This window comes from Bacillus sp. FSL R5-0447 (assembly GCF_038606125.1).
GTDB lineage: Bacteria > Bacillota > Bacilli > Bacillales > Bacillaceae > Bacillus > Bacillus velezensis.
Genome location: NZ_CP152012.1, coordinates 1,048,270 through 1,073,622 on the forward strand (window position 1 = coordinate 1,048,270; position 25,353 = coordinate 1,073,622).

The 25,353-nt window shown below is 46.9% G+C and carries 22 protein-coding genes and 1 pseudogene; 16 read left to right on the forward strand and 7 right to left on the reverse strand.

Annotated features, from left to right (window positions below):
* Positions 1-94: 94 nt before the first annotated feature.
* The 4 genes from NYE68_RS05460 (at position 95) to NYE68_RS05475 (ending at position 3,391) form a co-directional block, all read left to right on the forward strand.
* Positions 95-490 (forward strand): DUF5365 family protein, encoded by a 396-nt coding sequence (locus NYE68_RS05460; RefSeq protein WP_007408448.1) that lies wholly within the window; start codon positions 95-97, stop codon positions 488-490.
* 130 nt (positions 491-620) lie between these two features.
* Positions 621-1,043, forward strand: a complete 423-nt coding sequence (locus NYE68_RS05465) for a CBS domain-containing protein (RefSeq protein ID WP_007408449.1) — start codon at positions 621-623, stop codon at positions 1,041-1,043.
* Between the two features lie 127 nt (positions 1,044-1,170).
* Positions 1,171-1,860, forward strand: coding sequence for an HAD family hydrolase (locus tag NYE68_RS05470; RefSeq protein ID WP_003155347.1), 690 nt, complete (start codon positions 1,171-1,173; stop codon positions 1,858-1,860).
* Complete coding sequence (locus NYE68_RS05475) at positions 1,853-3,391, forward strand: bifunctional GNAT family N-acetyltransferase/carbon-nitrogen hydrolase family protein (protein WP_007408451.1); 1,539 nt, start codon at positions 1,853-1,855, stop codon at positions 3,389-3,391. Before NYE68_RS05470 ends, NYE68_RS05475 begins: the two co-directional genes overlap by 8 nt.
* 59 nt (positions 3,392-3,450) lie before the next feature.
* Here NYE68_RS05475 and NYE68_RS05480 read toward each other — a convergent pair.
* A protein-coding gene (locus NYE68_RS05480; protein WP_254003395.1) for an IS3 family transposase occupies positions 3,451-4,601 on the reverse strand; the annotation gives its coding sequence in 2 pieces (ribosomal slippage) (positions 3,451-4,328 and positions 4,328-4,601; 1,152 coding nt in all).
* 322 nt (positions 4,602-4,923) lie between these two features.
* Here NYE68_RS05480 and NYE68_RS05485 point away from each other — a divergent pair.
* The 9 genes from NYE68_RS05485 (at position 4,924) to NYE68_RS05525 (ending at position 15,512) form a co-directional block, all read left to right on the forward strand.
* Positions 4,924-6,276 (forward strand): aspartate aminotransferase family protein, encoded by a 1,353-nt coding sequence (locus NYE68_RS05485; RefSeq protein ID WP_324636007.1) that lies wholly within the window; start codon positions 4,924-4,926, stop codon positions 6,274-6,276.
* A gap of 16 nt (positions 6,277-6,292) precedes the next feature.
* Entirely contained in the window at positions 6,293-6,868 is a 576-nt protein-coding gene (locus tag NYE68_RS05490; protein ID WP_007610287.1) for a glycerol-3-phosphate responsive antiterminator, read from the forward strand.
* Positions 6,869-7,040: 172 nt separating this feature from the next.
* Positions 7,041-7,868, forward strand: a complete 828-nt coding sequence (locus NYE68_RS05495) for an MIP/aquaporin family protein (RefSeq protein WP_324636006.1) — start codon at positions 7,041-7,043, stop codon at positions 7,866-7,868.
* Positions 7,869-7,884: 16 nt separating this feature from the next.
* Positions 7,885-9,375: a glycerol kinase GlpK gene (glpK, locus tag NYE68_RS05500; RefSeq protein WP_007610291.1), complete on the forward strand. Its 1,491-nt coding sequence runs from the start codon at positions 7,885-7,887 to the stop codon at positions 9,373-9,375.
* A gap of 137 nt (positions 9,376-9,512) precedes the next feature.
* The gene (glpD, locus tag NYE68_RS05505; RefSeq protein WP_324636005.1) at positions 9,513-11,180 is read left to right on the forward strand and encodes a glycerol-3-phosphate dehydrogenase; all 1,668 of its coding nucleotides are present in this window, start codon (positions 9,513-9,515) and stop codon (positions 11,178-11,180) included.
* A 139-nt stretch (positions 11,181-11,319) separates the two neighbouring features.
* Positions 11,320-13,062 carry a phospho-sugar mutase gene (locus tag NYE68_RS05510; protein ID WP_012117166.1) on the forward strand — a complete coding sequence of 581 codons (1,743 nt, stop codon included), beginning with the start codon at positions 11,320-11,322 and terminating at the stop codon, positions 13,060-13,062.
* 145 nt (positions 13,063-13,207) lie between these two features.
* Positions 13,208-14,344: a GAF domain-containing sensor histidine kinase gene (locus NYE68_RS05515; RefSeq protein WP_031378433.1), complete on the forward strand. Its 1,137-nt coding sequence runs from the start codon at positions 13,208-13,210 to the stop codon at positions 14,342-14,344.
* Positions 14,344-14,988, forward strand: coding sequence for a response regulator transcription factor (locus NYE68_RS05520; protein ID WP_015417113.1), 645 nt, complete (start codon positions 14,344-14,346; stop codon positions 14,986-14,988). Before NYE68_RS05515 ends, NYE68_RS05520 begins: the two co-directional genes overlap by 1 nt.
* Complete coding sequence (locus NYE68_RS05525; protein WP_064107949.1) at positions 14,988-15,512, forward strand: NADPH-dependent FMN reductase; 525 nt, start codon at positions 14,988-14,990, stop codon at positions 15,510-15,512. Before NYE68_RS05520 ends, NYE68_RS05525 begins: the two co-directional genes overlap by 1 nt.
* A 13-nt stretch (positions 15,513-15,525) precedes the next feature.
* On the opposite strand, the gene NYE68_RS05530 is transcribed toward NYE68_RS05525, so the two are convergent.
* Positions 15,526-15,768 carry a YhdB family protein gene (locus NYE68_RS05530; protein ID WP_003155335.1) on the reverse strand — a complete coding sequence of 81 codons (243 nt, stop codon included), beginning with the start codon at positions 15,766-15,768 and terminating at the stop codon, positions 15,526-15,528.
* 190 nt (positions 15,769-15,958) lie between these two features.
* On the opposite strand from NYE68_RS05530, the gene NYE68_RS05535 reads away from it, so the two are divergent.
* On the forward strand, positions 15,959-16,282 hold the full coding sequence (locus NYE68_RS05535) for a DUF3889 domain-containing protein (protein WP_007610300.1): 324 nt from the start codon (positions 15,959-15,961) through the stop codon (positions 16,280-16,282).
* A gap of 44 nt (positions 16,283-16,326) precedes the next feature.
* On the opposite strand, the gene NYE68_RS05540 is transcribed toward NYE68_RS05535, so the two are convergent.
* The 3 genes and pseudogenes from NYE68_RS05540 to NYE68_RS05550 all read right to left on the reverse strand — a co-directional run.
* Positions 16,327-17,781: a LysM peptidoglycan-binding domain-containing protein gene (locus tag NYE68_RS05540; protein WP_324636003.1), complete on the reverse strand. Its 1,455-nt coding sequence runs from the start codon at positions 17,779-17,781 to the stop codon at positions 16,327-16,329.
* A 178-nt stretch (positions 17,782-17,959) separates the two neighbouring features.
* The gene (gene nsrR / locus NYE68_RS05545; RefSeq protein WP_007610306.1) at positions 17,960-18,394 is read right to left on the reverse strand and encodes a nitric oxide-sensing transcriptional repressor NsrR; all 435 of its coding nucleotides are present in this window, start codon (positions 18,392-18,394) and stop codon (positions 17,960-17,962) included.
* A 132-nt stretch (positions 18,395-18,526) separates the two neighbouring features.
* A pseudogene (locus NYE68_RS05550) lies at positions 18,527-20,106 on the reverse strand (mechanosensitive ion channel); the annotation flags it as partial.
* A gap of 104 nt (positions 20,107-20,210) precedes the next feature.
* Between NYE68_RS05550 and NYE68_RS05555 the strand changes: the two are divergent.
* Entirely contained in the window at positions 20,211-21,617 is a 1,407-nt protein-coding gene (locus NYE68_RS05555; protein ID WP_033574462.1) for a SpoVR family protein, read from the forward strand.
* 37 nt (positions 21,618-21,654) lie between these two features.
* Here NYE68_RS05555 and NYE68_RS05560 read toward each other — a convergent pair whose 3' ends face one another.
* The gene (locus tag NYE68_RS05560) at positions 21,655-23,034 is read right to left on the reverse strand and encodes an alkaline phosphatase (RefSeq protein ID WP_064107947.1); all 1,380 of its coding nucleotides are present in this window, start codon (positions 23,032-23,034) and stop codon (positions 21,655-21,657) included.
* A gap of 458 nt (positions 23,035-23,492) precedes the next feature.
* Here NYE68_RS05560 and NYE68_RS05565 point away from each other — a divergent pair, with 458 nt between their 5' ends.
* Complete coding sequence (locus NYE68_RS05565; RefSeq protein WP_015417118.1) at positions 23,493-24,317, forward strand: C40 family peptidase; 825 nt, start codon at positions 23,493-23,495, stop codon at positions 24,315-24,317.
* A gap of 68 nt (positions 24,318-24,385) precedes the next feature.
* Here the strand turns inward: NYE68_RS05565 and NYE68_RS05570 are convergent, their stop codons facing one another.
* Positions 24,386-25,261, reverse strand: a complete 876-nt coding sequence (locus NYE68_RS05570; RefSeq protein WP_007409271.1) for a LysR family transcriptional regulator — start codon at positions 25,259-25,261, stop codon at positions 24,386-24,388.
* Positions 25,262-25,353: the final 92 nt, after the last annotated feature.

The window sequence follows — 25,353 nt, forward strand, 5'->3', positions numbered from 1 at the left end:
TTCAAGCGGAAAGCGGCTGTTTCAATAGGAAACACTTACCTTAGCTTTCGCGTTTTTTTCTATGCTATTCTTGATAAAGATTAAGGATATTCACATGGCAAGAAAGGTGATTGATGTGAGAATTGTGAACGCAGCGACTGACGGACAAGAAAGCGCGATACAAGAGCTTTCCTCTGAATTGTTTCAAAATGTCTTTCCTCTTTATTTCTCCGAACTGGAAATTCAGCGCTTTAAAAAAAGGGGCGTATTATCATTACAAAACCAACGTTACCAAGGAACTTTAAAAGAAGCGTTTCAAATTATGGCTTGTCTGCAAACGGTACATATCATGCTGTCAAAGCCGCACCCGGTATATGACGTCAAAGAGCGGGCGCTGTTTGATAAAAATTGCGCTTTGCTGAATGAATGCGGAATGAATTTTCCCTTTACCTATGATGATTTCGAGACAGGGGCCGGATCAGAAGCCTGCGGTCACAGAAGGCTGATCTGATGGGTATAAAGAGCCTTTTGACAGGCTCTTTTTTGCTTCCTTGACATGATACCACAATTTCTTTCCTCTAACTCCCTTTATAATGAGACAAATCCCCGAGCATAATAAATGTCGAAAGGGGTGCTTTACAATGAGTTCAATCAAACAATCAATGACTACCCACGTGGCTACCGTTTCTCCCAATCAAACGATTCAGGAAGCGGCTGCGCTGATGCACCAGCATAATGTCGGAGCAATTCCCGTCGTTGACGGAGGGGAATTAAAAGGAATGCTGACAGACCGTGATATCGCATTGAGAACAACGGCTCAAGGCCGCGACGGCCAAACACCTGTTTCACACGTGATGTCTTCTGCAGTTGTATCCGGAAACCCGGAAATGAGTCTTGAAGAGGCGTCACATCTGATGGCCCAACACCAAATCCGCCGCCTTCCCATTGTCGATCAAAATCATCTGGTCGGGATCGTTGCGCTTGGAGACTTAGCGGTCGATCAGCGTTCAAATGAGTCTGCGGGAGCAGCTCTTTCCAATATTTCCAGTCAAAACACACAGTAACGGATGAAGAGAGCTTGCACTCATGCAGGCTCTTCTTTCCGTGAGAATGTTACATTTTGAACGCGAAAGAAATTCACGGTATAGTGTATACATAGGTCAGTACGTTTAGCTAAAGGAGCTGTAACCATTGATAAAAGCATTAATCTTTGATTTTGACGGGTTAATTTTAGATACAGAAACCCATGAATATGAAGTGCTGCAGGAAATGTTTGAAGAACACGGTTCAACATTGCCTTTATCCGTCTGGGGAAAGGTGATCGGAACGGCCGCGGGGTTTAAGCCGTTCGCATATTTAGAGGAGCAGCTGGGAAGAAAGCTCGATCATGATGAACTGACGGCGATCAGGCGCGGGCGCTTCGAACAGCGGATGAAGACGGAAACGGCGCGCCCCGGGGTGGAAGCTTATTTAGCCGCGGCAAAAGAATTAGGATTGAAGGTGGGGCTCGCGTCCAGCTCAGATTTTAAATGGGTATCGGGCCATCTGAAGGAATTAGGCCTGTTTGATGAATTTGAAGTGATTCAGACGGCTGACGACGTAGAAGAAGTGAAGCCGAATCCGGAGCTCTATCTGAAAGCTGCGGAACATTTAGGCGTTGAACCATCTGAATGTCTGGCCTTTGAGGATTCGGTCAACGGCTCTATCGCAGCCAAACGGGCCGGCATGAAATGTGTCATCGTGCCGAATAAGGTAACAAGCGCCCTGTTATTTGAAGAATACGATCACAGACTGGAATCGATGGCGGAAATGGAACTTGAATTACTCTTACAGCGATTGAACGATCAAAACGAACCGGCAGGGGGAAGCAGCATTGTCTGAGAAACTTGATCTGACCCGTTTTGAAAAGAAAATGGTCATACGGAATATGGAAGAGAAAGATATCAACAAAATTATTGAGCTGCAAAAGGATTGTTTTCCGGGGATGGAGCCGTGGGAGCCTGAGCATTTAATCAGCCATCTCGCGCACTTTCCGGAAGGTCAGTTTTGCGCCGAGTACGAAGGGGAAATTATCGGTTCATGCTCAAGCCTGATCATCAATTTCGATGAATATGATGACCGCCACACGTGGCAGGACATTACAGACGACGGTTATATCACGAACCACAACCCGGACGGATTGAATCTGTACGGGATTGAGGTAATGGTTCACCCGGAATACAGACGGATGAAAATCGGACACCGGCTGTATGAGGCGAGAAAAGACTTGGCGAGACGATTGAATCTGAAAAGCATTATTATCGGCGGGCGGATTCCGAATTATCATAAGTATGCGGAAGAAATGACGGCGAGAGCTTATGTCGAACAGGTGACGCGCCATCAGATTTATGATCCGGTGCTTTCTTTCCAGCTGATGAACGGATTTACGCTCATGCGGATCAATCCGAATTATCTCCCGGATGACACCGCGTCCATTAAATATGCGACATTAATGCAATGGAACAATGTCGATTACCTGCCGCAATCGAAGCGCTATTACAAATCGGCATTTCCGGTGCGCATCTGCGTCATTCAATATGAAATGAAAAAGATTTACTCCTTCGAGGAATTTGCCAATCAGGTTGAATACTATGTCGATGTGGCTTCCGATGCGAGATCTGATTTCGCGGTGTTCCCGGAGATTTTCACGACGCAGCTGATGTCTTTCCTCGAGGAGCGTTCTCCGAGTCTGGCCATTCAGAGGATTACCGAATATACCGAGGACTATATCAGCCTCTTTACAGATCTCGCGGTGAAATATAACGTCAACATCATCGGCGGCTCCCACTTCGTTGAAGAAGAGGGTAAAATTTATAACATCGCGTACTTATTCAGACGTGACGGCACGATTGAAAAACAATATAAGCTTCACATTACGCCGAATGAGCGGAAATGGTGGGGCATCAGCGCCGGAGACAGGGTGCGCGTATTTGATACGGACTGCGGAAAGATCGCCATTCAGATCTGTTACGATATCGAATTTCCGGAGCTTGCGAGAATTGCCGCGGATCAAGGGGCGAAAATTATCTTTACGCCGTTCTGCACTGAAGACCGCCAAGGCTACTTGCGCGTAAGGTACTGCTCTCAGGCGAGAGCGGTTGAAAACCAAATTTACACCGTCATCTCAGGTACGGTCGGAAATCTGCCGCAAACAGAAAATATGGATATTCAATACGCGCAGTCAGCCATTTTTGCTCCGTCTGATTTTGAATTTGCCAGAGACGGAATCGTCGGTGAAACGAATCCGAATATCGAAATGGTCGTGATCGGGGACGTGGACCTTGAAATCTTAAGAAGGCAGCGTGAAAACGGAACCGTGCGCCAGCTGAAAGACCGGCGCAAAGACATTTACCGGATTACGCATCTGAAATAAAAAAACGCCCGCTCCGCTTGGGACTGACCCCCGTTTTTGAGACAGGGATCAAAACACCTTCATACAGCCAATTGCCGATATTGTATCGGCGATTGGCTGTTTAGTTTCGTTTGAATACGAATATTGTTATAATAATGAATGTATTCTATGGCAGTGCGTTCTACGATGGCGGTCGTAGTTCGATCAATGCTGTTAAGATAGAACGTTTCAGACTTTAGTGAGGAATGAAACGATTCGATGGAGGCATTATCAGCGGGCGTCCCTTTGCGGGACATGCTCATGGTAATGCCTTTTGTTTTAACAGCTTTCTGATACTCATAAGATGTATAAACAGAACCTTGGTCACTATGTAACACGCAGTTTTCAGGAAGTGTTGGCAGCTGATCAAGTGTGTCTAAGACAAAGTCTGTGTCCTGCTTATCTCCAATCGTAAAAGCAATCACTTCTCCATTGTATAAATCCAATATACTGGAAAGGTACAATTGTTTCTGTCCATAAGGCAAATATGTGATGTCCGTTACCAGTTTTTCAAGAGGGCGATCAGACTGAAAGTTCCGATCCAATATATTATCGACCACAGAATATGGCTGCCCACTTTTTTTACGCTTTTTCATCTTAACCCGACACTGCCATTGATTTTTCTGCATAATACGTTGAACAGATTTATGATTAATACTTATTCTCTTTTTTAGTATGGCTGTGATTTTTCGATATCCATATCGATACTTGTGTTCTCGGCACAACGTGCCGATTTGTTTCTCCAGTCGTATCTTAGGATTACTCTTAGTCAGATTCTTTCTCCATCTATAATATGAAGTGCGTGAAATATCTAAATGGACACAGATGTCCTGTACCGTCATCGTCTTGCGCAATTCTTCTACCAGTTTGATTGTCGTTTCCCTATCAGCTTCCTTTCCAATTCGTTGTACTTTTTTAACACTTCATTCTGTTGTCTCAGATAACGATTCTCTGCCTGGAGTTTCTCTAATTCAGAAGAATACTCCGGACCCTTTCCATAAGTATATTGCTTTCCGACAGGTTGTTCGAATCGATGTGTGTCCCCAGCTTTATACCACCTGACCCATGTCTGCACCTGCGTCTTATTCTTTATATTCAATTCCTGCATGATCTCCTTCACAGGCACGCCCGCCAATCTCATTTCTACAGCCTTCTGTTTGACTTCAACCGGATAACTCACTCTTGCCCTCATAGAAAAACACCTCCAAGTCTAATTTCGGATAACAACGATCCGTTTTCAAACTTGAAGGTGTTTTTTGTTTGTCTCATCTTATGGGGTCAGTTCCGCTTAAGGGGCGGGTTTTTTTATAAAAACACTTGCACCGGCCCCGGTTTCGGGATATGCTCTTGTAGCCCTTTCGCTTTCTGGGAGAAAGCGTTTTTTTAATTGCCGCCGCTTTATTGACTCGCCCATGCCGCGCCTTTATATTCTTATTAAGAGGAAAACTTCACCAAGAGAATCGGCGTCAGAAGCCGGGCAGCTTTCGATACAGTGCAATGATATTGAAAGGGAGATGAGCGGTGTGGAACATGTACAAAAAAATCAGTCACTCAAACAAAAGGATAAAGAGCTGATTTGGCACGCGATGAAAGGGGCGGAGCCGGATGACAGCATAATCGTCCAAAAAGGGGAAGGCGCCTGGGTTACGGACATTGACGGCAGACGGTATTTGGACGGCATGTCAGGCCTGTGGTGCGTCAATATCGGATATGGGAGAAAGGAACTTGCCGATGCGGCTTACAGCCAATTGAAGGAGCTTCCTTATTATCCGCTGACCCAAAGCCATCAACCCGCGATTGAGCTTGCGGAAAAACTGAATGAATGGCTCGGCGGCGATTATGTAATCTTCTTTTCCAACAGCGGATCGGAAGCAAATGAAACCGCGTTCAAAATTGCCCGCCAATACCACATTGAAAACGGCGATCACAGCCGCTTCAAATTCATCTCCCGGTACAGAGGCTATCACGGCAATACGATGGGGGCGCTCGCCGCTACCGGCCAGGCGCAGAGAAAATATAAATATGAGCCGCTCTCACAAGGTTTTTTGCACGCGGCGCCGCCTGATCTTTATCGGAATCCCGGCGATGCCGTCACATTGGAAAGCGCGCATGACATCGACCGGATCATGACGTGGGAGTTAAGCGAAACGATTGCCGGCGTTATTATGGAACCGATTATTACAGGCGGAGGGATACTAATGCCCCCGGACGGGTATATGGCAAAGGTAGAGGACATTTGCCGCCGCCACGGCGCGCTTCTGATCAGTGATGAAGTTATTTGCGGTTTCGGCCGCACGGGAGAGCCGTTCGGATTTCAGCATTACGGCGTTTCACCGGACATCGTCACAATGGCAAAAGGCATTACGAGCGCTTATCTGCCGCTGTCGGCAACGGCAGTAAAACGGGAGATTTTTGAGGCGTATTCGGGTAGTGAGCCGTACGGCCGCTTCCGGCACGTGAATACATTCGGAGGCAATCCGGCAGCCTGCGCCCTGGCCTTGAAAAACCTGCAATTGATGGAGGACGAAAATTTGATCGCCCGCTCCCGGGAGCTTGGAGAAAGGCTGCTCCGTGAGCTTGAGCCGCTCAGAGAACATCCGGCGGTCGGAGATGTACGGGGCAAGGGCCTTCTTGCCGGCATTGAGCTCGTCAAGGACAAAGTCACGAAGGAACCCGCTGATGCCGCCCTTGTGCAGCACGTCATCACCGCGTGCAGAGAAAAAGGCCTGCTTGTCGGGAAAAATGGCGATACTGTAGCGGGATATAATAATGTCATTCAGCTGTCTCCGCCTTTTTGCCTGTCGGACGAGGAGCTCTCTTTCATCATTTCGACCGTCAAGGAAAGCGTGCTGAGCATTGATTTTTAATGTAAAGGAGTAAAACATGAGTTTTCACAACCAGCAGATTCTACCGGCAATCCGGAACATGAAGCAATTCGATGCATTTTTAGAAAGTCCGTTCTTATACGGCGTCATTTTAGATATCCACCTCGGTCAATTAAAAGGTGTTGTGAATGAAGCAAAAAAACACGGAAAACTTCTGATGGTTCACGTCGATTTAATCCACGGCATTAAGCATGATGAATACGGTGCGGAGTTCATTTGCCAGGATATCCGGCCCGCGGGCATCATTTCGACGAGATCATCAGTCATCGTCAAAGCGAAACAAAAGAAAATATACGCGATCCAGCGTCTGTTTCTCTTGGATACAAGCGCCATGGAGAAAAGCATGGAATTCGTCGGAAAGCATAAGCCTGACTTTATCGAGGTTCTCCCGGGCATCGTTCCGACTTTAATCAGAGAAATTAAAGAAATGACGGGGATTCCGATTTTTGCCGGCGGCTTCATCCGCACGGAGCAGGACGTTGAAAACGCCTTGCAGGCAGGAGCCACGGCCGTGACGACTTCAGACACCGAACTATGGGCTAAATATGAACATTCTATGACAAAAAAAGATTGACACCGCTTACACCCATTGTTACAATAGACCTAGGTTAATACTATGTGATGGAGACCCGGAGACCCACAACAGCTCTTTACGGAAGCAATAAAGCGTAAAGCGGTTTGTTGTGGGTTTTTTATTCTCTATAACTCTGTCAAACCTGCTATTTTGTCATTTAGGAGGAATGATGATGACAGCATTTTGGGGAGAAGTAATCGGTACAATGCTGCTTGTTATTTTCGGCGGCGGCGTTTGTGCGGGAGTCAACTTAAAGAAATCGCTTTCATACCAATCCGGATGGATTGTTATTGTATTCGGCTGGGGATTGGGAGTAGCCATGGCGGCATATGCCGTCGGCAGCATCAGCGGCGCTCACTTGAATCCGGCTTTAACGATAGGCCTTGCGCTTGAAGGCAGCTTTCCTTGGAAAGACGTCCCTGTTTATATTGCGGGACAGATGATCGGAGCAATGATCGGTGCGGTTGTTGTGTACCTTCATTATCTGCCGCATTGGAAGGCGACGGATGATCCGGCCGCTAAACTGGGCGTTTTCTCGACCGGCCCGAGTATTCCTCATACATTTGGGAATATGATAAGTGAAGTCATTGGTACGTTTGTGCTTGTGCTCGGCATTTTGGCAATCGGAGCGAATGAATTTACAAAAGGGCTGAACCCGCTGATTGTCGGATTCCTCATCGTTGCCATCGGGATTTCTCTTGGAGGGACGACCGGATATGCGATCAACCCTGCGCGGGATTTGGGGCCGAGAATCGCTCACGCCTTTCTGCCGATCCCGAAAAAAGGGCCTTCAAATTGGAAATATGCCTGGATTCCCGTAGTCGGTCCGATCATGGGCGGTGCGTTCGGCGGCGTATTTTACAATGCCGCGTTTAAAGGAAATGTGACACCTAGCTTTTGGTTTGTAAGCGTTATAATGGTTGTAGTGCTTTTCATACTCTATATTTATACCAAGAAATCTCAATCACGGAAAACATTATCAAATTCTGAATATATTTAAAAAGGAGAGCGGCATCATGGAGACCTATATTTTATCAATTGACCAAGGCACAACAAGTTCAAGAGCGATTCTTTTTAATAAAGAAGGAAAAATCGTGCATTCCGCTCAAAAGGAATTCACACAGCATTTCCCTCAGCCGGGCTGGGTGGAGCACAATGCGAACGAAATCTGGGGATCGGTGCTCGCCGTTATCGCGACTGTGATCTCCGAGTCCGGAATCAGCGCTGATCAAATTGCCGGCATCGGCATCACGAACCAAAGGGAAACGACGGTCGTATGGGATAAAGATACCGGAAAGCCGGTATACAATGCGATTGTGTGGCAATCGAGACAAACATCCGGCATTTGCGAAGAGCTTCGTGAAAAAGGATATAATGATACATTCAGAGAAAAAACGGGACTTTTGATCGACCCTTATTTCTCTGGAACGAAAGTCAAATGGATTCTTGACAATGTAGAAGGCGCGCGGGAAAAAGCGGAAAACGGAAATCTTCTGTTCGGAACGATTGATTCATGGCTCATCTGGAAAATGTCCGGAGGGGCGGCGCACGTAACGGATTATTCCAACGCTTCAAGAACGCTGATGTTTAATATCCATGAATTAAAATGGGATGACGAGCTTCTTGATATTTTAGGCGTGCCGAAATCCATGCTGCCGGAAGTGAAACCGTCTTCTCATGTGTACGCGAAAACGGTTGATTATCATTTCTTCGGTAAAAACATTCCGATTGCGGGAGCGGCCGGAGACCAGCAGTCTGCGCTGTTCGGTCAGGCGTGCTTTGAAGAAGGCATGGGGAAAAACACATACGGCACAGGCTGCTTTATGCTGATGAATACCGGAGAAAAAGCCATCACTTCTGATCACGGCCTTCTGACGACAATCGCCTGGGGATTAGACGGAAAAGTCGAGTATGCACTGGAAGGAAGCATCTTTGTCGCAGGTTCTGCCATCCAATGGCTGAGAGACGGCATGCGGATGTTCCAAGATTCAAAAGAAAGCGAGACATACGCAGAGCGTGTGGATTCCGCTGACGGTGTTTATGTCGTGCCCGCTTTCGTCGGATTAGGCACACCGTACTGGGACAGTGACGTGCGCGGCTCAGTTTTCGGCCTGACACGCGGAACGACGAAGGAGCATTTCATCCGGGCTACGCTTGAATCTCTCGCTTATCAGGCGAAAGATGTGCTTGATGCCATGGAGGCTGATTCAGGCATCTCTTTAAAAACATTGCGTGTAGACGGCGGAGCGGTAAAAAATAACTTCCTCATGCAATTCCAGAGCGACTTGCTTGATGTGCCGGTCGAACGTCCGGAAATTAATGAAACGACGGCGCTCGGTGCCGCGTATTTGGCCGGAATCGCTGTCGGCTACTGGAAGGACAGTACTGAAATCGCTGATCAATGGAACCTTGATAAGCAATTCAAACCGGAAATGGAAGATGAAAAACGCGATGAATTGTACGGCGGATGGAAAAAAGCAGTAAATGCAGCTATGGCTTTTAAATAAGATAAAAATGTGGTATACTGAAAACAAGTTAATAGGAACGGTCCTGAGATGAGGAGAGACCACAGCACCAAAGTGATAACTGCGCTTTGGCTGTTGTGGTCTCTTTTTCTATACCGTGACAACAAGGAGGAAACGTAATGATGAATCACCAATTTTCAAGTTTGGAACGGGATCATATGCTGGAAGACATGACTAAAAAAACATACGATCTGTTTATTATAGGGGGAGGTATTACGGGTGCCGGTACGGCGCTTGACGCTGCTTCAAGGGGAATGAAAGTCGCTTTGAGCGAAATGCAGGATTTCGCGGCCGGCACATCAAGCAGATCCACAAAGCTTGTCCACGGCGGTTTGCGTTATCTGAAGCAATTTGAAGTGAAAATGGTTGCAGAAGTCGGTAAGGAACGTGCCATCGTGTACGAAAACGGCCCGCACGTCACGACGCCGGAATGGATGCTGCTGCCGTTTCATAAAGGCGGCACGTTCGGTTCATTCTCTACTTCCATCGGCCTGCGTGTGTATGACTATTTAGCGGGAGTAAAAAAATCAGAGCGCAGAAGCATGCTGTCTGCTAAAGAAACGCTGCAAAAAGAGCCGCTCGTCAAAAAAGACGGCTTAAAAGGCGGAGGCTATTATGTAGAGTACCGGACGGACGATGCGAGACTGACGATTGAAGTCATGAAAGAAGCCGTTAAATTCGGTGCGGAGCCTGTCAACTATTCTAAAGTGAAAGAACTGCTTTATGAAAAAGGAAAAGTTGTCGGCGTTTTAATTGAAGATCTGCTGTCAGGCAAGGAATACAAAGTTTACGCCAAAAAAATCGTCAATGCGACAGGTCCGTGGGTCGACGAGCTGAGAGAAAAAGACCACAGCAAAAGCGGAAAACATCTTCAGCACACAAAAGGGGTCCATCTCGTATTCGACCAATCCGTATTCCCGCTTAAACAGGCGGTGTACTTTGATACGCCGGACGGCCGGATGGTGTTCGCCATTCCGCGTGAAGGAAAAACATACGTGGGTACGACCGATACGGTTTACAAACAAAAACTTGAGCACCCGCGCATGACGGTGCAGGACCGCGATTATGTCGTCAGCTCCATCAATTATATGTTCCCGGAACTGAACATTACGGCGGACGATATTGAATCAAGCTGGGCCGGCCTCAGACCGCTTATTCACGAAGAAGGGAAAGACCCGTCTGAGATCTCCCGTAAAGATGAAATCTGGACATCTCAATCAGGCCTGATTACGATCGCCGGAGGAAAACTGACGGGCTACCGTAAAATGGCTGAGCACATTGTCGATCTTGTCCGCGACCGCTTGAAAGAAGAGGGCGGCCAGGACTTCGACGGCTGCAAGACGAAGACGATGCCGATTTCCGGCGGACATGTCGGCGGCTCTAAAAACTTCGAGTCATTTGTGGAAGCAAAGACAAAAGACGGCTTGAAAATCGGTTTATCACAGGAAACCGCTAAGCAGTTAGCCATCAGATACGGCTCTAACGTTGAAAATGTATTCAGCCGGATTGAAGGTCTGAAAGACGAAGCGGAAAAACGCCAGATTCCGGTTCACATTTTGGCTGAAGCAGCTTACAGCATCGAAGAAGAAATGGCTGCGACACCTGCCGATTTCTTCGTCCGCAGAACGGGAAGACTGTTCTTCGACATCAAATGGGTGCAAACGTATAAAACAGCCGTGATTGATTACATGAGCGACCGATTCCAATGGAATGACGAAACGAAAGAAAAACACACTGAGTGGTTAAATACGCTGCTGCACGACGCGGTTGTTCCGCTCGAACAATAATAACCGGAGGGCTGTGCCGAAAAGGCATGAGCCCTTCTTTTATCTTTTTACATAAAGCATTTGGTTAAGTTATCAAGTGACACGGGCAGCCGCTTCATATTAAAATATGGTCATAAGCTGAAATTATAGGAGGACGAACATGAGTTGGAGTAAGAGTTACGAACGCTGGAATCAGGCCGAACAATTAGATTCAGAATTGAAAAAATTATTGGCGGACGCAGAAGGAAACGAGCAGCTGCTGGAAGATTTTTTCTACAAAAATCTTGAGTTCGGAACAGGAGGCATGAGAGGGGAAATCGGGCCGGGTACGAACAGGATGAATATTTACACGGTCCGCAAAGCATCCGCCGGACTTGCGGCGTATATCGCGAAACAGGGGGAAGACGCGAAAAAAAGAGGGGTTGCGATCGCATACGACTCCCGTCATAAATCTCCTGAGTTTGCGATGGAAGCTGCAAAAACCCTTGCTTCCCAAGGCATTCAAACATACGTATTTGATGAGCTCCGCCCGACGCCTGAGCTGTCTTTTGCGGTGAGAAAGCTGAACGCTTATGCCGGTATCGTCGTGACGGCCAGCCATAACCCGCCTGAATATAACGGATATAAAGTGTATGGCGATGACGGCGCACAGCTGCCGCCGAAAGAAGCGGACATCGTCATTGCGGAAGTGAATGCCATAGAAAATGAATTAACGATTCAAGTTGAAGATGAACAGTCGCTGAAAGAAAAAGGTTTGATTAAAATAATCGGTGAAGAAATTGATAAACCATATACTGAAGAACTGACTTCCATCTCCGTACATCCCGAACTTTCGGCTGAAGTGGATGTCAGCGTCGTGTTCACTCCGCTGCACGGCACGGCAAATAAACCGGTGCGCCGCGGTCTTGAAGCACTCGGTTACAAAAACGTCACCGTCGTAAAGGAGCAAGAGCTGCCGGACCCGGATTTTTCAACCGTCAAATCGCCGAATCCGGAAGAGCACGCGGCATTCGAATATGCCATTAAACTCGGAGAAGAACAAAACGCTGATATTCTCGTCGCTACGGACCCGGATGCCGACCGTCTCGGCATTGCCGTAAAAAACAGCGAAGGCAAGTACACAGTGCTGACGGGAAACCAGACAGGCGCGCTTTTATTGCATTACCTGCTTTCCGAGAAGAAAAAACAGGGCGCCCTTCCTGAAAACGGTGTCGTCATGAAAACGATTGTCACGAGCGAATTGGGCCGCGCCGTCGCTTCATCGTTCGGATTAGATACGGTTGACACGCTGACAGGCTTCAAATTTATCGGTGAAAAGATCAAAGAATATGAAAAATCAGGCCAATACACGTTCCAGTTCGGGTATGAAGAAAGCTACGGCTACTTAATCGGCGATTTCGCGCGTGACAAAGACGCGATCCAGGCTGCGCTGTTAGCCGTCGAGGTATGCGCCTTTTATAAAAAGCAGGGCATGTCGCTTTATGACGCGCTGCTGTCCATTTTTAAAGAATACGGATATTACCGTGAAGGCTTGAAGTCATTGACGTTAAAAGGAAAACAGGGAGCAGAGCAGATTTCCGCTATCCTGACTTCCTTCCGAAACGATCCGCCGAAGCAGATGGCCGGAAAACAAATCACGCAGGCTGAAGACTATTCAACGGGAAAACGGACTGTATTTGCCGATCATCATGAAGAAGATATTGATCTGCCGAAGTCAAATGTCCTGAAATATTTCCTTGAAGACGGCTCTTGGTTCTGCCTTCGTCCATCGGGAACGGAGCCGAAAGTGAAGTTCTATTTCGCCGTGAAGGGAACTTCTTTACAAGACAGCGAACAGCGTCTTGCCGCATTATCTGAAGCCGTCATGAAAACGGTGGATGGCATAGTGGAAAAAACGAAATAAACAACAAACCGCCGGAAGCGACTTCCGGCGGTTTTTTTATACGCCTCATCCGAAAGTATGAGGAAAATTCATGCTGAAAACAAAGGAATATACAGAAAAGAATTGATATAATATGGATAATTCTGGTTGGCCGGAGTGAGGGAAATTGACGAAAACGACGGTAGAAACGTTAAAAACGTTAAAAGCGATTGCGGAAACCTTAAACCAAAGCCACGATTTAAAGGAAGCGCTTGATAAAGTGCTTCGCGAACTGCTCAGCCTGACCGGGCTGCAGACAGGGTGGATTTTTCTGATTGAGCCGGACGGGTCTTATACGCTCGCCGCATCCGCTTATTTACCGCCGGCTCTCGGTCAGCGGGAAAATGCACTGATGTGCAGCGGGGAATGCTATTGTCTGACCAAATTCAGCAATGGCGGATTGACAAAGGCCGTAAACATAATGAATTGTAAACGGATTGAATTTGCGGAACAGACGACGAACTGCCGCGATACGGAGGGCATTACCCATCATGCGACCGTACCGCTTGAGGACGGCGGCCGGAAGTTCGGTTTATTAAACGTCGCCGCAAGCGAAAAGACATTTTTCAACGAAGAAGAACTGCATCTGCTTGAAGCGGTTGCATTTCAAATCGGGACGGCGATTCAGCGGATGAAATTGGCCGAATTTGAGCAGCAGAACGCCCTGTTGATGGAACGAAGCAGACTTGCGCAAGAGCTGCATGATTCCGTCAATCAGATGCTGTTTTCTGTCAGCTTAACGGCAAAAGCCGCAAAGAGCTTTACAGATGATGATCGGCTCCGGCAGATGATTACGTTTATTCAAGAGCTGTCTCATGATGCGCTAACAGAAATGAGGGCGCTTATTTGGCAGCTGAAGCCGGAAAGTTTGACGAAAGGGCTGTATGCGTCGATCAAAAGCTATGCCGCTCTTATCGGCCTGGAAGCCGTTTGTGAAATGGAGGATGAGCTGGAGCTTACGGATGAACAGGAACACGCGCTTTGGCGGATCGCCCAGGAAGCCTTGAATAACTGTAAAAAGCATGCGGGAACGGGCCGGGTTATCATTTCCGCCGTTAAAAAGCCGGATTGCGCAGAGCTTCACATTAGCGACCGTGGAGCGGGCTTCAGCGCTGATGCGCATGCTGTGCTCCCATCGCTCGGCGTGGCCGGCATGAAAGCGCGGGCTGAAGCAATCGGCGGCCGCTTTACACTGCAATCCGAGCTTGGCGCCGGAACGATTGTCTCCGTTCGGCTTCCGTTTCAGGACAGGAGGTCTGATTGATGAAAATTGTGATTGCTGATGATCATCACGTTGTCCGCAAAGGACTGCGCTATTTCTTCGCCACTCAGGAAGACATTGAAGTTGTCGGTGAGGCGTCCACCGGTGCTGAAGCGCTTCAGCAAGCTGAAAAGACGGAGCCGGACATGATTTTGATGGATTTATCAATGCCTGATATGGACGGCATAGAAGCGGCAAAAATTGCGGCTGAACGATTTCCGGACATCAGTATCGTCGTTTTGACGAGCTATTCTGATCAGGAGCATGTCATTCCCGCCCTTAAAGCCGGCGCAAAAGCGTATCAGCTGAAAGACGCCCAGCCCGATGATTTAGTGAAAACGCTCTGGGAAGTGTATTCCGGACGTTACCGGCTGTCGGCGGATATTGTGCCTCACGTGCTGACCCATATGGTTCAGGATGATCAGGATAAGGAAAAATATGATCAGCTGACCCCCCGTGAAAAAGATGTTCTTCAAGAAATAGCCAAAGGGAAAAGCAATAAGGAAATTGCGGCGGCACTGTTTATTTCAGAAAAAACAGTGAAGACCCACGTGTCCAACCTGCTGTCAAAGCTGAATCTTTCCGATCGGACGCAGGCGGCATTGTATGCGGTAAAATATAATGTTTTTGGAAAGGCGGTAAAATGATGAGCATATTAGTGATCAGCGGAACACCGAGAAAAAACGGGCGGACTAGAATTGCCGCTTCTTATATAAGAGATCGGTTTCATACCGATTTTATTGATTTGAGCGAAAGTGAACTGCCGCTTTATAACGGTGAAGAAGAACAGAACGAGCTGCCTGCAGTGCAAGAGTTAAGGCGGCAGGTGAAAAAGTCGGCGGTCGTCGTCTTATTATCTCCCGAGTATCACAGCGGCATGAGCGGCGCTTTAAAAAACGCCATCGATTTTTTAAGCAGCGATCACTGGGCATACAAACCGGTGGCAATCATTGCCGCGGCGGGCGGAGGAAAAGGAGGCATGAACGCGCTGGCGAATATGCGGACGGTCATGCGGGGCGTTTATGCAAATGTCATCCCGAAACAGCTGGTCTTAGACCCGATTCACATTGACATGGAGCGCCGGACCGTATCTGAGGATATGGCGGTCAGCCTGAAAGAGATGATCGAAGAGCTGAATATGTTCACAAATACAAGAAATCCCGGCGTCTGACGCCGGGATTGTTTTATGTCAGCATGGCTAATTGATCTTCATAAGCGAGCTCTGTCGCATGATCAATATACCCGAGAAGGGAATACAGCTCTTTTTCAAGCACCGCATGATCATATTCGAAATGATACGCGTGCAGAAAGTGCTCAATACGCTTTGATAATAAATCATCTTTTGTACGAACCATCAAAATTAACAAATTGTCCCATTGAGACCGGTGTGTGTAATATAAGGCTTTATCATAATCCGCATGATCCATCTTACGCTTCTCCTTTCAATGAGAAGTTCTCCGTTAGTTTATGCCGTCGAAGACCGATGCAACGGGGGAAAAGTTGGTGGCCTTATCACAGCGGCATAGCAATATGAGGGAGACATAAAATAAAACCGCATATCCGTCTCTTCTTTGGACACGCTAAGATTGACAAAAAACGACTCAGGAGAACATAAAGATGAAATCCCTTCCATTTGCGCTTGCCCTCTTGTTTTGCGGCATTCTCATTGCCTCGATCGCTGAAAAAGGGCATACAGAACACCTTGATCCATCAGTTGAAAAATGGGAGCAGCTCGCATGGAACCAGCTTGAACGTGAATACAAGGGGGCCGAGCTTACCGATTATTCGTACATGGGCCGTACAAAAGTGAACCGGGAACAGACGAAAGATGTGTTTCGCGTAACGGTGCAAACAACAAAAGAAACGTTTTCATCCCGTGCTGAAGTGTATTTCCATCCGGTGACAAAACACGTGATCAGCATTAATATTTTCAGACTGTAAAAAAAGCTGCACAGCCTTATTGAGGCCGTACAGCTTGTCAGATATCAGAAGAAACGTTTTGCGCCGAGGTAGCGCTGTTTCCAATAGGAATTGTTCATGCTGGAAATAACGACACCCGAATCGTTGGCATTAATAAACTGGCCGTTCCCGAGATAAATACCGACGTGGGAAGGTCCGGCTTTATAAGTTGAGAAAAAGACAAAGTCACCGACCGCCGGCTGGCTGACTGATGTCATCGTATTCCAGTAGCCTGCGGCTGAAAGTCTGGATACAGAAGTGACCTTATTGAGAACGTAATAAATGAAACCGCTGCAGTCAAAGCCTCTCGGCGTCGTCCCGCCCCATACATACGGTACGCCCAGCTGAGCTTTTGCGGCATCGATCATTACATTAATCTTCGCGCTTGTTGAACCTGTGCCGCCTGTGTTGCCGGACTGATTCGGTGTCGTGTTTGTCTGCTGCCCGGTAATCGTCAGCTTTTGCCCGATTTGAAGAACATCTGTTTTCAGATTGTTTTTCTCGCGGATCTGCTGGGCGGTCACCTTGAACTTTTGGGCGATCACCCATAAAGAATCCCCGCTTTTCACGGTATATGTAGTGGTTTTCCCTGTATTTCCGGACTGGTTCGGAGTTGACGGTGAAGTCGAAGAGCCGGAAGATGACGTTTTGGTCAGCTTAAGCACTTGTCCGACCCGCAGCATGTCTGACGTCAGTTTGTTGATGCTTCTGATTTGCTGAACCGTCATATTGTATGCGTTTGCGATTTTCCAGAGTGAGTCTCCGCTTTTTACTGTATAGGAGGACGTTTGCGTCTGGTTTTTATTTTGGTTTGAATTGTCTTTTGACGGCGTGTTTCCCGAAGAAGACGTTCCTTTTGTTTTCAGGACTTGGTTTACGTAGATCGTATCCGTTTTTAAGTTGTTTAATACTTTGAGTTCCGCAATGGTCATATTGACGCTGTTTGCGATCTTCCATAGTGAATCGCCGAGTTTGACTTTATACGTCCCGGAAGATGATGACTGCTTTTTGCTGCTGTTTGAGCTGCTGCCCGGCGTGGTTTTTTTCTGATCGGTGCTTGAGGAAACTTTCCCCGTCACTTGCAGCTTCTGTCCGGCGCGGATTAAGTCGCTTGTCAGACCGTTCAATTTTTTCAGTTCCTGTACGGACATTTTAAAATCAGATGCGATCAGCCACAGCGAGTCGCCGCTTTTCACTGTATAAACGCTTTTAGTCGTGCCGCTGTTCTTTGAAGATGGCTTTTTGCTGCCGGAATCTGATTTGCCGTTAGGAATGTTGAGCGTCTGCCCGATAGAAAGAACGGTGGATTTTAGATGATTGGCTGATGTAATGGCATCCACGCTCGTATTGTAGTTTTGGGCAAGCTTCCATAATGAATCTCCGCTTTTAACCTTAATCGTTTGTGCTTCTGCCGGTGTTACAGCTAACGCAGACCCGACGATCGCAGATGCAGTCAAACCGACCGCTACCTTTTTTTTCATAATGAATCTCCCTTTTCCTGCGATGATTTTACTATCCCCATTCGTTGCAGCCGCAAGGTGAGGATATCAGTAATGATAATCTTTATATCGGCACTTGTCTGCAATCGTTTATCATATTAATAGAAATAGTCCTTTTTTCTTATGCCGGCATAAAAAAAGAAGGAATGCGGGCATTCCTTCAGCTTCTGAGCAGTCTCATAATCTCCTCTTTATTTTTGACCAGATCCCTTAACGTATATTTGTCTAAAACGGCCAGGTAAGCTTGCAGGGCTTCATTCAGAAGGTTCTTTAAGTTGCAGGCGGGAGATATGATACAGAGATTTTTTTTGGAGTCAAAGCATTCTACGATGTTAAAGTCGTCTTCTGTATTTCGAACGACTTCTCCAATGTTTATGTCTTCCGGTGTCATTCCTAAACGGATTCCGCCTCCCCGGCCCCGGATCGTTTCGACATATCCGAGCTGGCCGAGGCGGTAAATGACTTTCATGAGGTGGTTTTTAGAGATGGAATAAGTATCTGCGATTTCTTTTATGTTGGAAAGTTCATCGGAATGTCTGGAAGCCAAAAAAATCAAAACGCGTAAAGAATAATCGGTATAGTTCGTTAATTTCATAGAATGACCTCGAAAAAAGAGATTTTGCTTCTGTTACAGTCTATCATATATGAATCTAAAATGAAAAAAAAGGAATTTGCCCCCTTAACTCAAAAAAAAACGTGCGCTCCTTCTGAGCACACGTTTTTTTCGTTAAGACATCGGCGGCTTCCGATCGTCAGCCGATTGATGTTTTTCAATTTTGCGATCCAATTTTGCGAGATAACGGGAGGCGAAATCTTTTCCGCCAAGACCGAATGAAAGTCCGAAGGCAAGCGCGAAACCGCCCAGAATCAGAATAAACGCGGCATTTACGATCGTGTCGGCGACACCGAGCTGATCCAGCGCCATAAAGATTGAAAGAGTGATAATGGTATATTTCGCAAGCGGCGCCAGGAATCTGAATTCCTTTCCGCTCAGCATGCCGGCAAGCAGCCTGCTGACGAGCTGTCCGGCCAAAAGTCCGATTCCGAGAATAAATACAGCGGCCAGAACATTAGGCAGGTAAGCGATAATACCTGTTGCGATAACGACGAGAAATTCGAGATGGACAAGCTGCAGCGCCTCTGCCGTAAACAGCAGGACGATGATAATCTGAACAATCATGCCGACCGTCTGAGAAAGCGTCAGCTTCGGGGTACCCGTCTGTTCAAAACCCATTTTACCGAGAAGAGAGTCGAAACCGGCCCGGTGCAAGAGCCCGGATACAATGCTGTTGACCCATTTTCCGATCCAGATGCCGGCGATGATCAGCACGATACCGATGATGATATTAGGGAGCATTGTGAAGACCGTGTGCAGCATGGCTGACGCCGGTTCAGAAATACCCGCCACATCAAGCCGGTCAAGCGCAGAAATGATCACCGGAATGAAAATCATCACGTAGACAATCGTTCCGATGATTGCCGACAGGCTTGTATCCTTCAGGTATATAGAAAGCCCCATACGTGCGGCGAGCCTTTCCGTGCCGATACTCGCCAGAAAGTTTGTGACGATATCACGGACGAGGCGGGCAACAAGCCAGCCGATTAAAACAATCAGCGCCGCGGCGAATAATTTCGGTATAAAGGACAAAACGCTTTGGATCATATTTGTAAACGGCCCTGATACTCCGCTGATTTGGAGAGCGGCCAAGACGCCGGGCAGGAACAAGAGCAAGACGAAGTAAAAAACGATTCGTGAAGCGGCCGTAACGGATTTGCTCATCTCCGCTTCTTCAGACACCATTGTCCATTTTCTGAGCCGGCCGTTTTCAGCGAGTTTCATGCCCGCTTTTTTGACGAGATAGCTGAAAAGCGAAGCGGCCGCCCAGCCCAACAGCAGAATCAGGCCGGCTTTTAAAATGCTCGGCACAGCCGCCGTTATCGCTGACAGCATGCTGACAAAAGGCGAAGCCACGGTTGTCAGATGCAGAATGTTAAAGAATAGAATAAAAACGATGATTAATGCGATTAAATAAATGACTTTACTGATGACTTTTTCTGAGGAATAGCGCGCCGGCTTTGTTTCGGCGAACAGTCTGTCGTCGATTTTTGTTTTTTGCAGGCCTTTGTATACAGCTTTTTCAATGATTTTGGCAATGCCCCAGCCGATAAGCAGGACGAGCAGTGCAATGACCAGATTCGGGAGTTTGCTGAGATACGTCGTTAGCATGTCTGCTGTATTCAAGTAGAATCGCTCCTTTTCTTTTTGGGGTATGGTGTGTGTTTTACCCACTTACATATAAAGCAAACGGGGCGGGTGTGCCGAAAGTTTTCAGACGGAAACCGATCTGTTATTTCATCTTTTGAGAGGAGGGGTCATACATTATAAATAAGTCCAAGTAGGGGGGATTCGGTTGAACGCGGAGGAGACAAAAGGTTTACAGCGGGCAATTGAGGAAATAACCGACATTGCGAAGGGTTTCGGCCTTGATTTCTACCCGATGAGATATGAAATTTGTCCGGCTGAGATTATTTATACATTCGGCGCGTACGGCATGCCGACGAGATTCAGCCATTGGAGTTTCGGCAAACAATTTCACAAGATGAAACTCCATTATGATCTCGGTTTGAGCAAAATTTATGAACTTGTCATTAATTCCAACCCTTGCTACGCTTTTTTGCTGGACAGCAATTCGCTGATCCAAAATAAATTAATTGTAGCCCATGTTCTTGCCCATTGTGATTTTTTCAAACATAACTGCCGCTTTCAAAATACGAACCGGGACATGGTTGAGAGTATGGCGGCTGCGGCGGAGCGGATTAAGCATTATGAAAGAATTCACGGGATCAAAGAGGTGGAGTCCTTTTTAGATGCCATTCTGGCGGTTCAGGAGCATATCGATCCGTCGCTCGTCAGGCCGAAGCTGCTGTGGAGCGTCGATGACGAAGAGGAGGACGAAGAAGAAACCGCGCCATCGCCTTACGATGATTTATGGGGAATGGATAAGCCGAAGCAGCTGAAAAAGAAAAAAGGGAAAAAACCGTTTCCGCCCCGGCCGGAAAAAGATATTCTGCTGTTTATCGAGGAACATTCGCGGGAGCTTGAACCGTGGCAGCGTGACATTTTAACCATGATGAGAGAAGAAATGCTGTATTTCTGGCCTCAGCTGGAAACGAAAATCATGAACGAAGGCTGGGCATCCTATTGGCATCAGCGGATTATCCGCGAGCTTGACCTGACTTCAGATGAAGCCATCGAATTTGCGAAGCTGAACGCAGGCGTCGTTCAGCCGTCAAAAACGGGAATCAACCCGTATTATTTAGGGCTGAAAATTTTTGAAGACATCGAAGAGCGTTATGACAACCCGACAGATGAAATGAAAAAAACAGGGGTAAAGCCCGGTTCCGGACGCGAAAAAATGTTTGAGGTCAGGGAAATTGAATCGGATATATCATTTATCCGCAATTATTTGACGAAAGATCTCGTAATGCGTGAGGATTTGTATTTATTCCAAAAGCAGGGCAGGGACTATAAAGTGATCGACAAAGAATGGAAGGCCGTGCGCGACCAGCTCGTGAACATGAGGGTCAACGGGGGATTTCCTTATCTGACCGTCAATGACGGGGATTACCTGAAGAATAATGAACTTTATATTAAACATTGGTATGAGGGAATTGAGCTTGATCTGAAATATTTGGAGAAAGTGCTGCCGTATCTGTACCAGCTGTGGGGCAGGAGCGTGCACATCGAATCTGTTCTTGAAGACAGAGAAGTGATGTTTTCGTATGACGGCAAAGGAGTGCACCGGAGATATCTGTAAAAGAAGAAAGGATGCGGTGAAACCCCCGCATCCTTTTTTATTTTCCGTGTCTCAGGATGTGAAAGATCTTTTTGGCCTGGTCCGTGTTGTTTAAAAGCCCCGTAAATGACTCTCTTCCCGGACCGTATGCGTAAACGGGAACTTCTTCGCCTGTATGATCGCCGGTTGTCCAGCCGCTGTTGGTTTTCGCATTAAAGAGCTTAATGATCGCTTTGTAGATGCTCTTGTCAGCATCCTGTTTTGCGGCCGTTTCGATCTGTTTGATTTCCGCTTTTGACCATTTCAGGTCTGTATAACGCGCAAGCACGGAAGATACGGATTTGCCCGCTTTGATTTGGTCAGCCATAAATGCCGGGGTTTTTTTTGCGGCAAGAATCGGTTCAACATGCCAGTTTTTATCGTCATTCGCGCCGATCGTCAATCCGCCGGTGGTATGATCAGCCGTGGCAACGACAAGCGTATGTTTGTCCTTTTTGGCAAATGCGATCGCTGCTTTATACGCTTTTTCAAAATCCTTCATTTCACTCATTGCGCCGACTATATCATTGTCATGTCCCGCCCAGTCAATTTGGCTGCCTTCGACCATTAAGAAAAACCCTTTTTTATTCTTGTTCAGCCTGTCGATCGCTGCCGTTGTCATGTCTTCTAATGAAGGGACGGCATTTGAGCGGTCGATTGCTTTGTCGAGTCCGCCATCGGCAAACAGGCCGAGAATCTTCTTATTACGATCCTTTTTGAGCTCCTGTTTTGATGTCACGTAGCTGTATCCCGCTTTTTTGAAATCCTTTGTTACATTGCGGTCTTTACGGATAAAGTTTGACTTGCCGCCTCCGAGGAGCACATCGACTTTCTGTTTTCCGTTGATGCGGTCATCAAAGTAGCTGCTTGCGATGTCATCCATGTTCTTTCGGGATTTGTTATGGGCTCCGAATGCCGCAGGGGTGGCGTGGGCAATCTCTGAAGTTGCGACAAGTCCGGTGGATTTCCCTCTTTGTTTCGCTTCTTCGAGGACGGATTTTACCCGCTTTCCTTTTTTATTGACTCCGATCGCCGCGTTATACGTTTTCACGCCTGTGGCCATTGCCGTGCCAGCCGCCGCGGAATCGGTAATATTGGAATCAGGATCGTCAGGATAAGTCATCATCATACCGGCGAGATTGGGGTCGAATGCCGTCAGTTTCATACCATCCGAAGGCTTTCCTTTGTTAATGACCGAACGGTAGGCGTTCATATAGGGAGCGCCCATTCCGTCGCCGACCATGAAGATGACGTTTCTGATTTCGTTTTTGTCAGGCTGTTTTTTTGCCGCAGCCTGTTCGGAGTGCTGAAGCCCCGCGCCCGCAATCAGACCGGCTGTCAGCACGGATACGGCTGCCGCCGGCAGAAGTTTTGATCGAACCTGTTTAAATAGACTCATTCTCACTCGTCCTCCTTTAATCGTGTCTGCATGTCTAATGGTAGGGGGTGTTTGTAAAGAGCGCCTGTTCCTCCTGTAAATTTCAGGTGAAACATTGTTAGAAATGTAAATTCCGGTGTAACTTATGTTTTCAAGAAAGGATGAAAACCATTCACTTTTTTGAAAAAGCCGAGGATTTTTTTAACAAGGGGTTATTTGGAAAATAAACTGCTTTGTTTTTCCAAAATACGAGGATCACAGGAAAAAAACATGACAAATTGACTCGTTTTTCGTCACGTTTGAAATCAAATTGAAATATTTAATACCCTTAAAAACTTTTTTCTAAAACGAATTAGTAAGAAATTTGTCACGGGAAGTCAAGTCTATTTCTAGTGGAAATTGAACCTTATAATAGGAAACAGATAAAAACTTTAAAAAAGAGACACATAAAATAGATAGAATCATTCAGGGAGGAAAATATGAAAAAGCAACTTGTTACAGCAACAACGGCAGTGGTTTTGGGGACGACTTTGTTTGCGGGCGCGGCATCTGCGCAAACGATTAAGGTAAAAAAAGGCGATACATTATGGGGACTTTCAAATCGGTACGGAACGTCAATTAATTCCATTAAATCTGAGAACAAATTAAAATCGGATATCATTTACATCGGTCAGACGCTTTCGATCAACGGTAAATCATCCTCAGGTTCAAGCTCAAGCAGCAAGTCATCATCGTCTACATATAAAGTCGTAAAAGGCGACAGCCTTTGGAAAATTGCGAATAAATATAAAATGACGGTAAACCAATTAAAAAGTTTAAACGGTTTAAAAACGGACCTGATCCGCATCGGACAAGTTCTTAAAGTAAAGGGATCAACTTCCGGTTCAACGTCTTCGGGATCTTCGTCATCAAAGCAGCCTTCATCCAGCCATAATGTTGCACAGACGAGCCTGAATGTAAACAAGCTGATTTCTGATGCGCAATCTTTAACCGGGACGCCGTATGTATGGGGCGGAACAACGACTTCCGGCTTTGACTGCAGCGGATTTATCTGGTACCTGTTAAACAAACAGACGAGTGTCGGCAGAACGAGCACTGCGGGATACTGGAGCTCAATGAAGAGCGTGTCCAGCCCGTCAAGAGGAGACTTCGTCTTCTTTACAACGTATCAGGCCGGCCCTTCACACATGGGTGTGTACATCGGAAACAACAAGTTCATCCATGCCGGTTCTGACGGCGTCACAACAAGTGATCTGAATAACAGCTACTGGAAACCGCGCTACCTGGGCGCGAAAAGATTCTAGCAGAGATAGAAACCCGTTCATCAGAACGGGTTTTTTATTTAGACGGGACAGAGCTCCATTTGTTTCACCTAAAAATGAAAATGTGATAAAAAATCTAAAAAGGTTTTCTTTTTTTCATTTTCATAGAGGGCGATGGCGTATGCGCCCGCGCTCGGCATCTGGGCGAATTCGCACGGAATTTCAATCATGCTGCCTGCGGCGAGTTCGGCCCGTACCGCTGACAGCGGCAGAAATGAGACACCCAGCCCCTCTTTAATAAATCGTTTCGTAATATGCGTCTGTGTCACCTTCATTGTCCTGACGAAAGGGAACTGTATTCTGACCTGGCGGAGCAAATCATCCCAATAGTCAGGATGGTTATGGGTCAAAAGCAGATATTGTCCGAACAGGTCTTTCACTTCATCCGCCTTCCCTGTTCCGGGTTTTCGGCCGGGCGGCGCGACGAGGACAACGGGGTCATTGTACAGGGGGCGGCAAGTGAGGGAAGATGATTGCACCTTTAAGCAGCTCAGTCCGATATCGGCTGAGCCGTTTCTGATTTGAGAGGCGATTTCTTCCGATTCGAAAATGGTGACCGTCATTTCGGTTTCTTTATTGTCCTCTGTATAACGCTTCATGACAGACGGGAGAACGGTGTCGGCGATAAGCGGCGAAACAGCGAGTGTCAGCGTGTGCGAGTAGCCCTGGCGCACCCTGTGCAGCTCCGCCATGCTGTTTTCATAGTCTTCCAAAAGCCTCATGGCAAACGGCACGTATGCTTTTCCTTCTTCCGTCAATTGTATTTTCCGGCCGCTCCGCTGAAACAGCTTGCAGCTGATTTCTTTCTCTAATAATTTTATATGAACGGTGACGGTCGGCTGAGATAAAAAAAGCGTTTCCGCCGTTTTTCTGAAATTCTCATATTTTGCTGCGGTGACGAAGGTGTGAAGCCATTTAAAATCCATAGATGCACTCCTCTGATTAAAAGTTTTAATTAATTCCCTTAAAAATATTCATTATTTTTTAAATATTATATTTACTATAATAACAGAAAGAG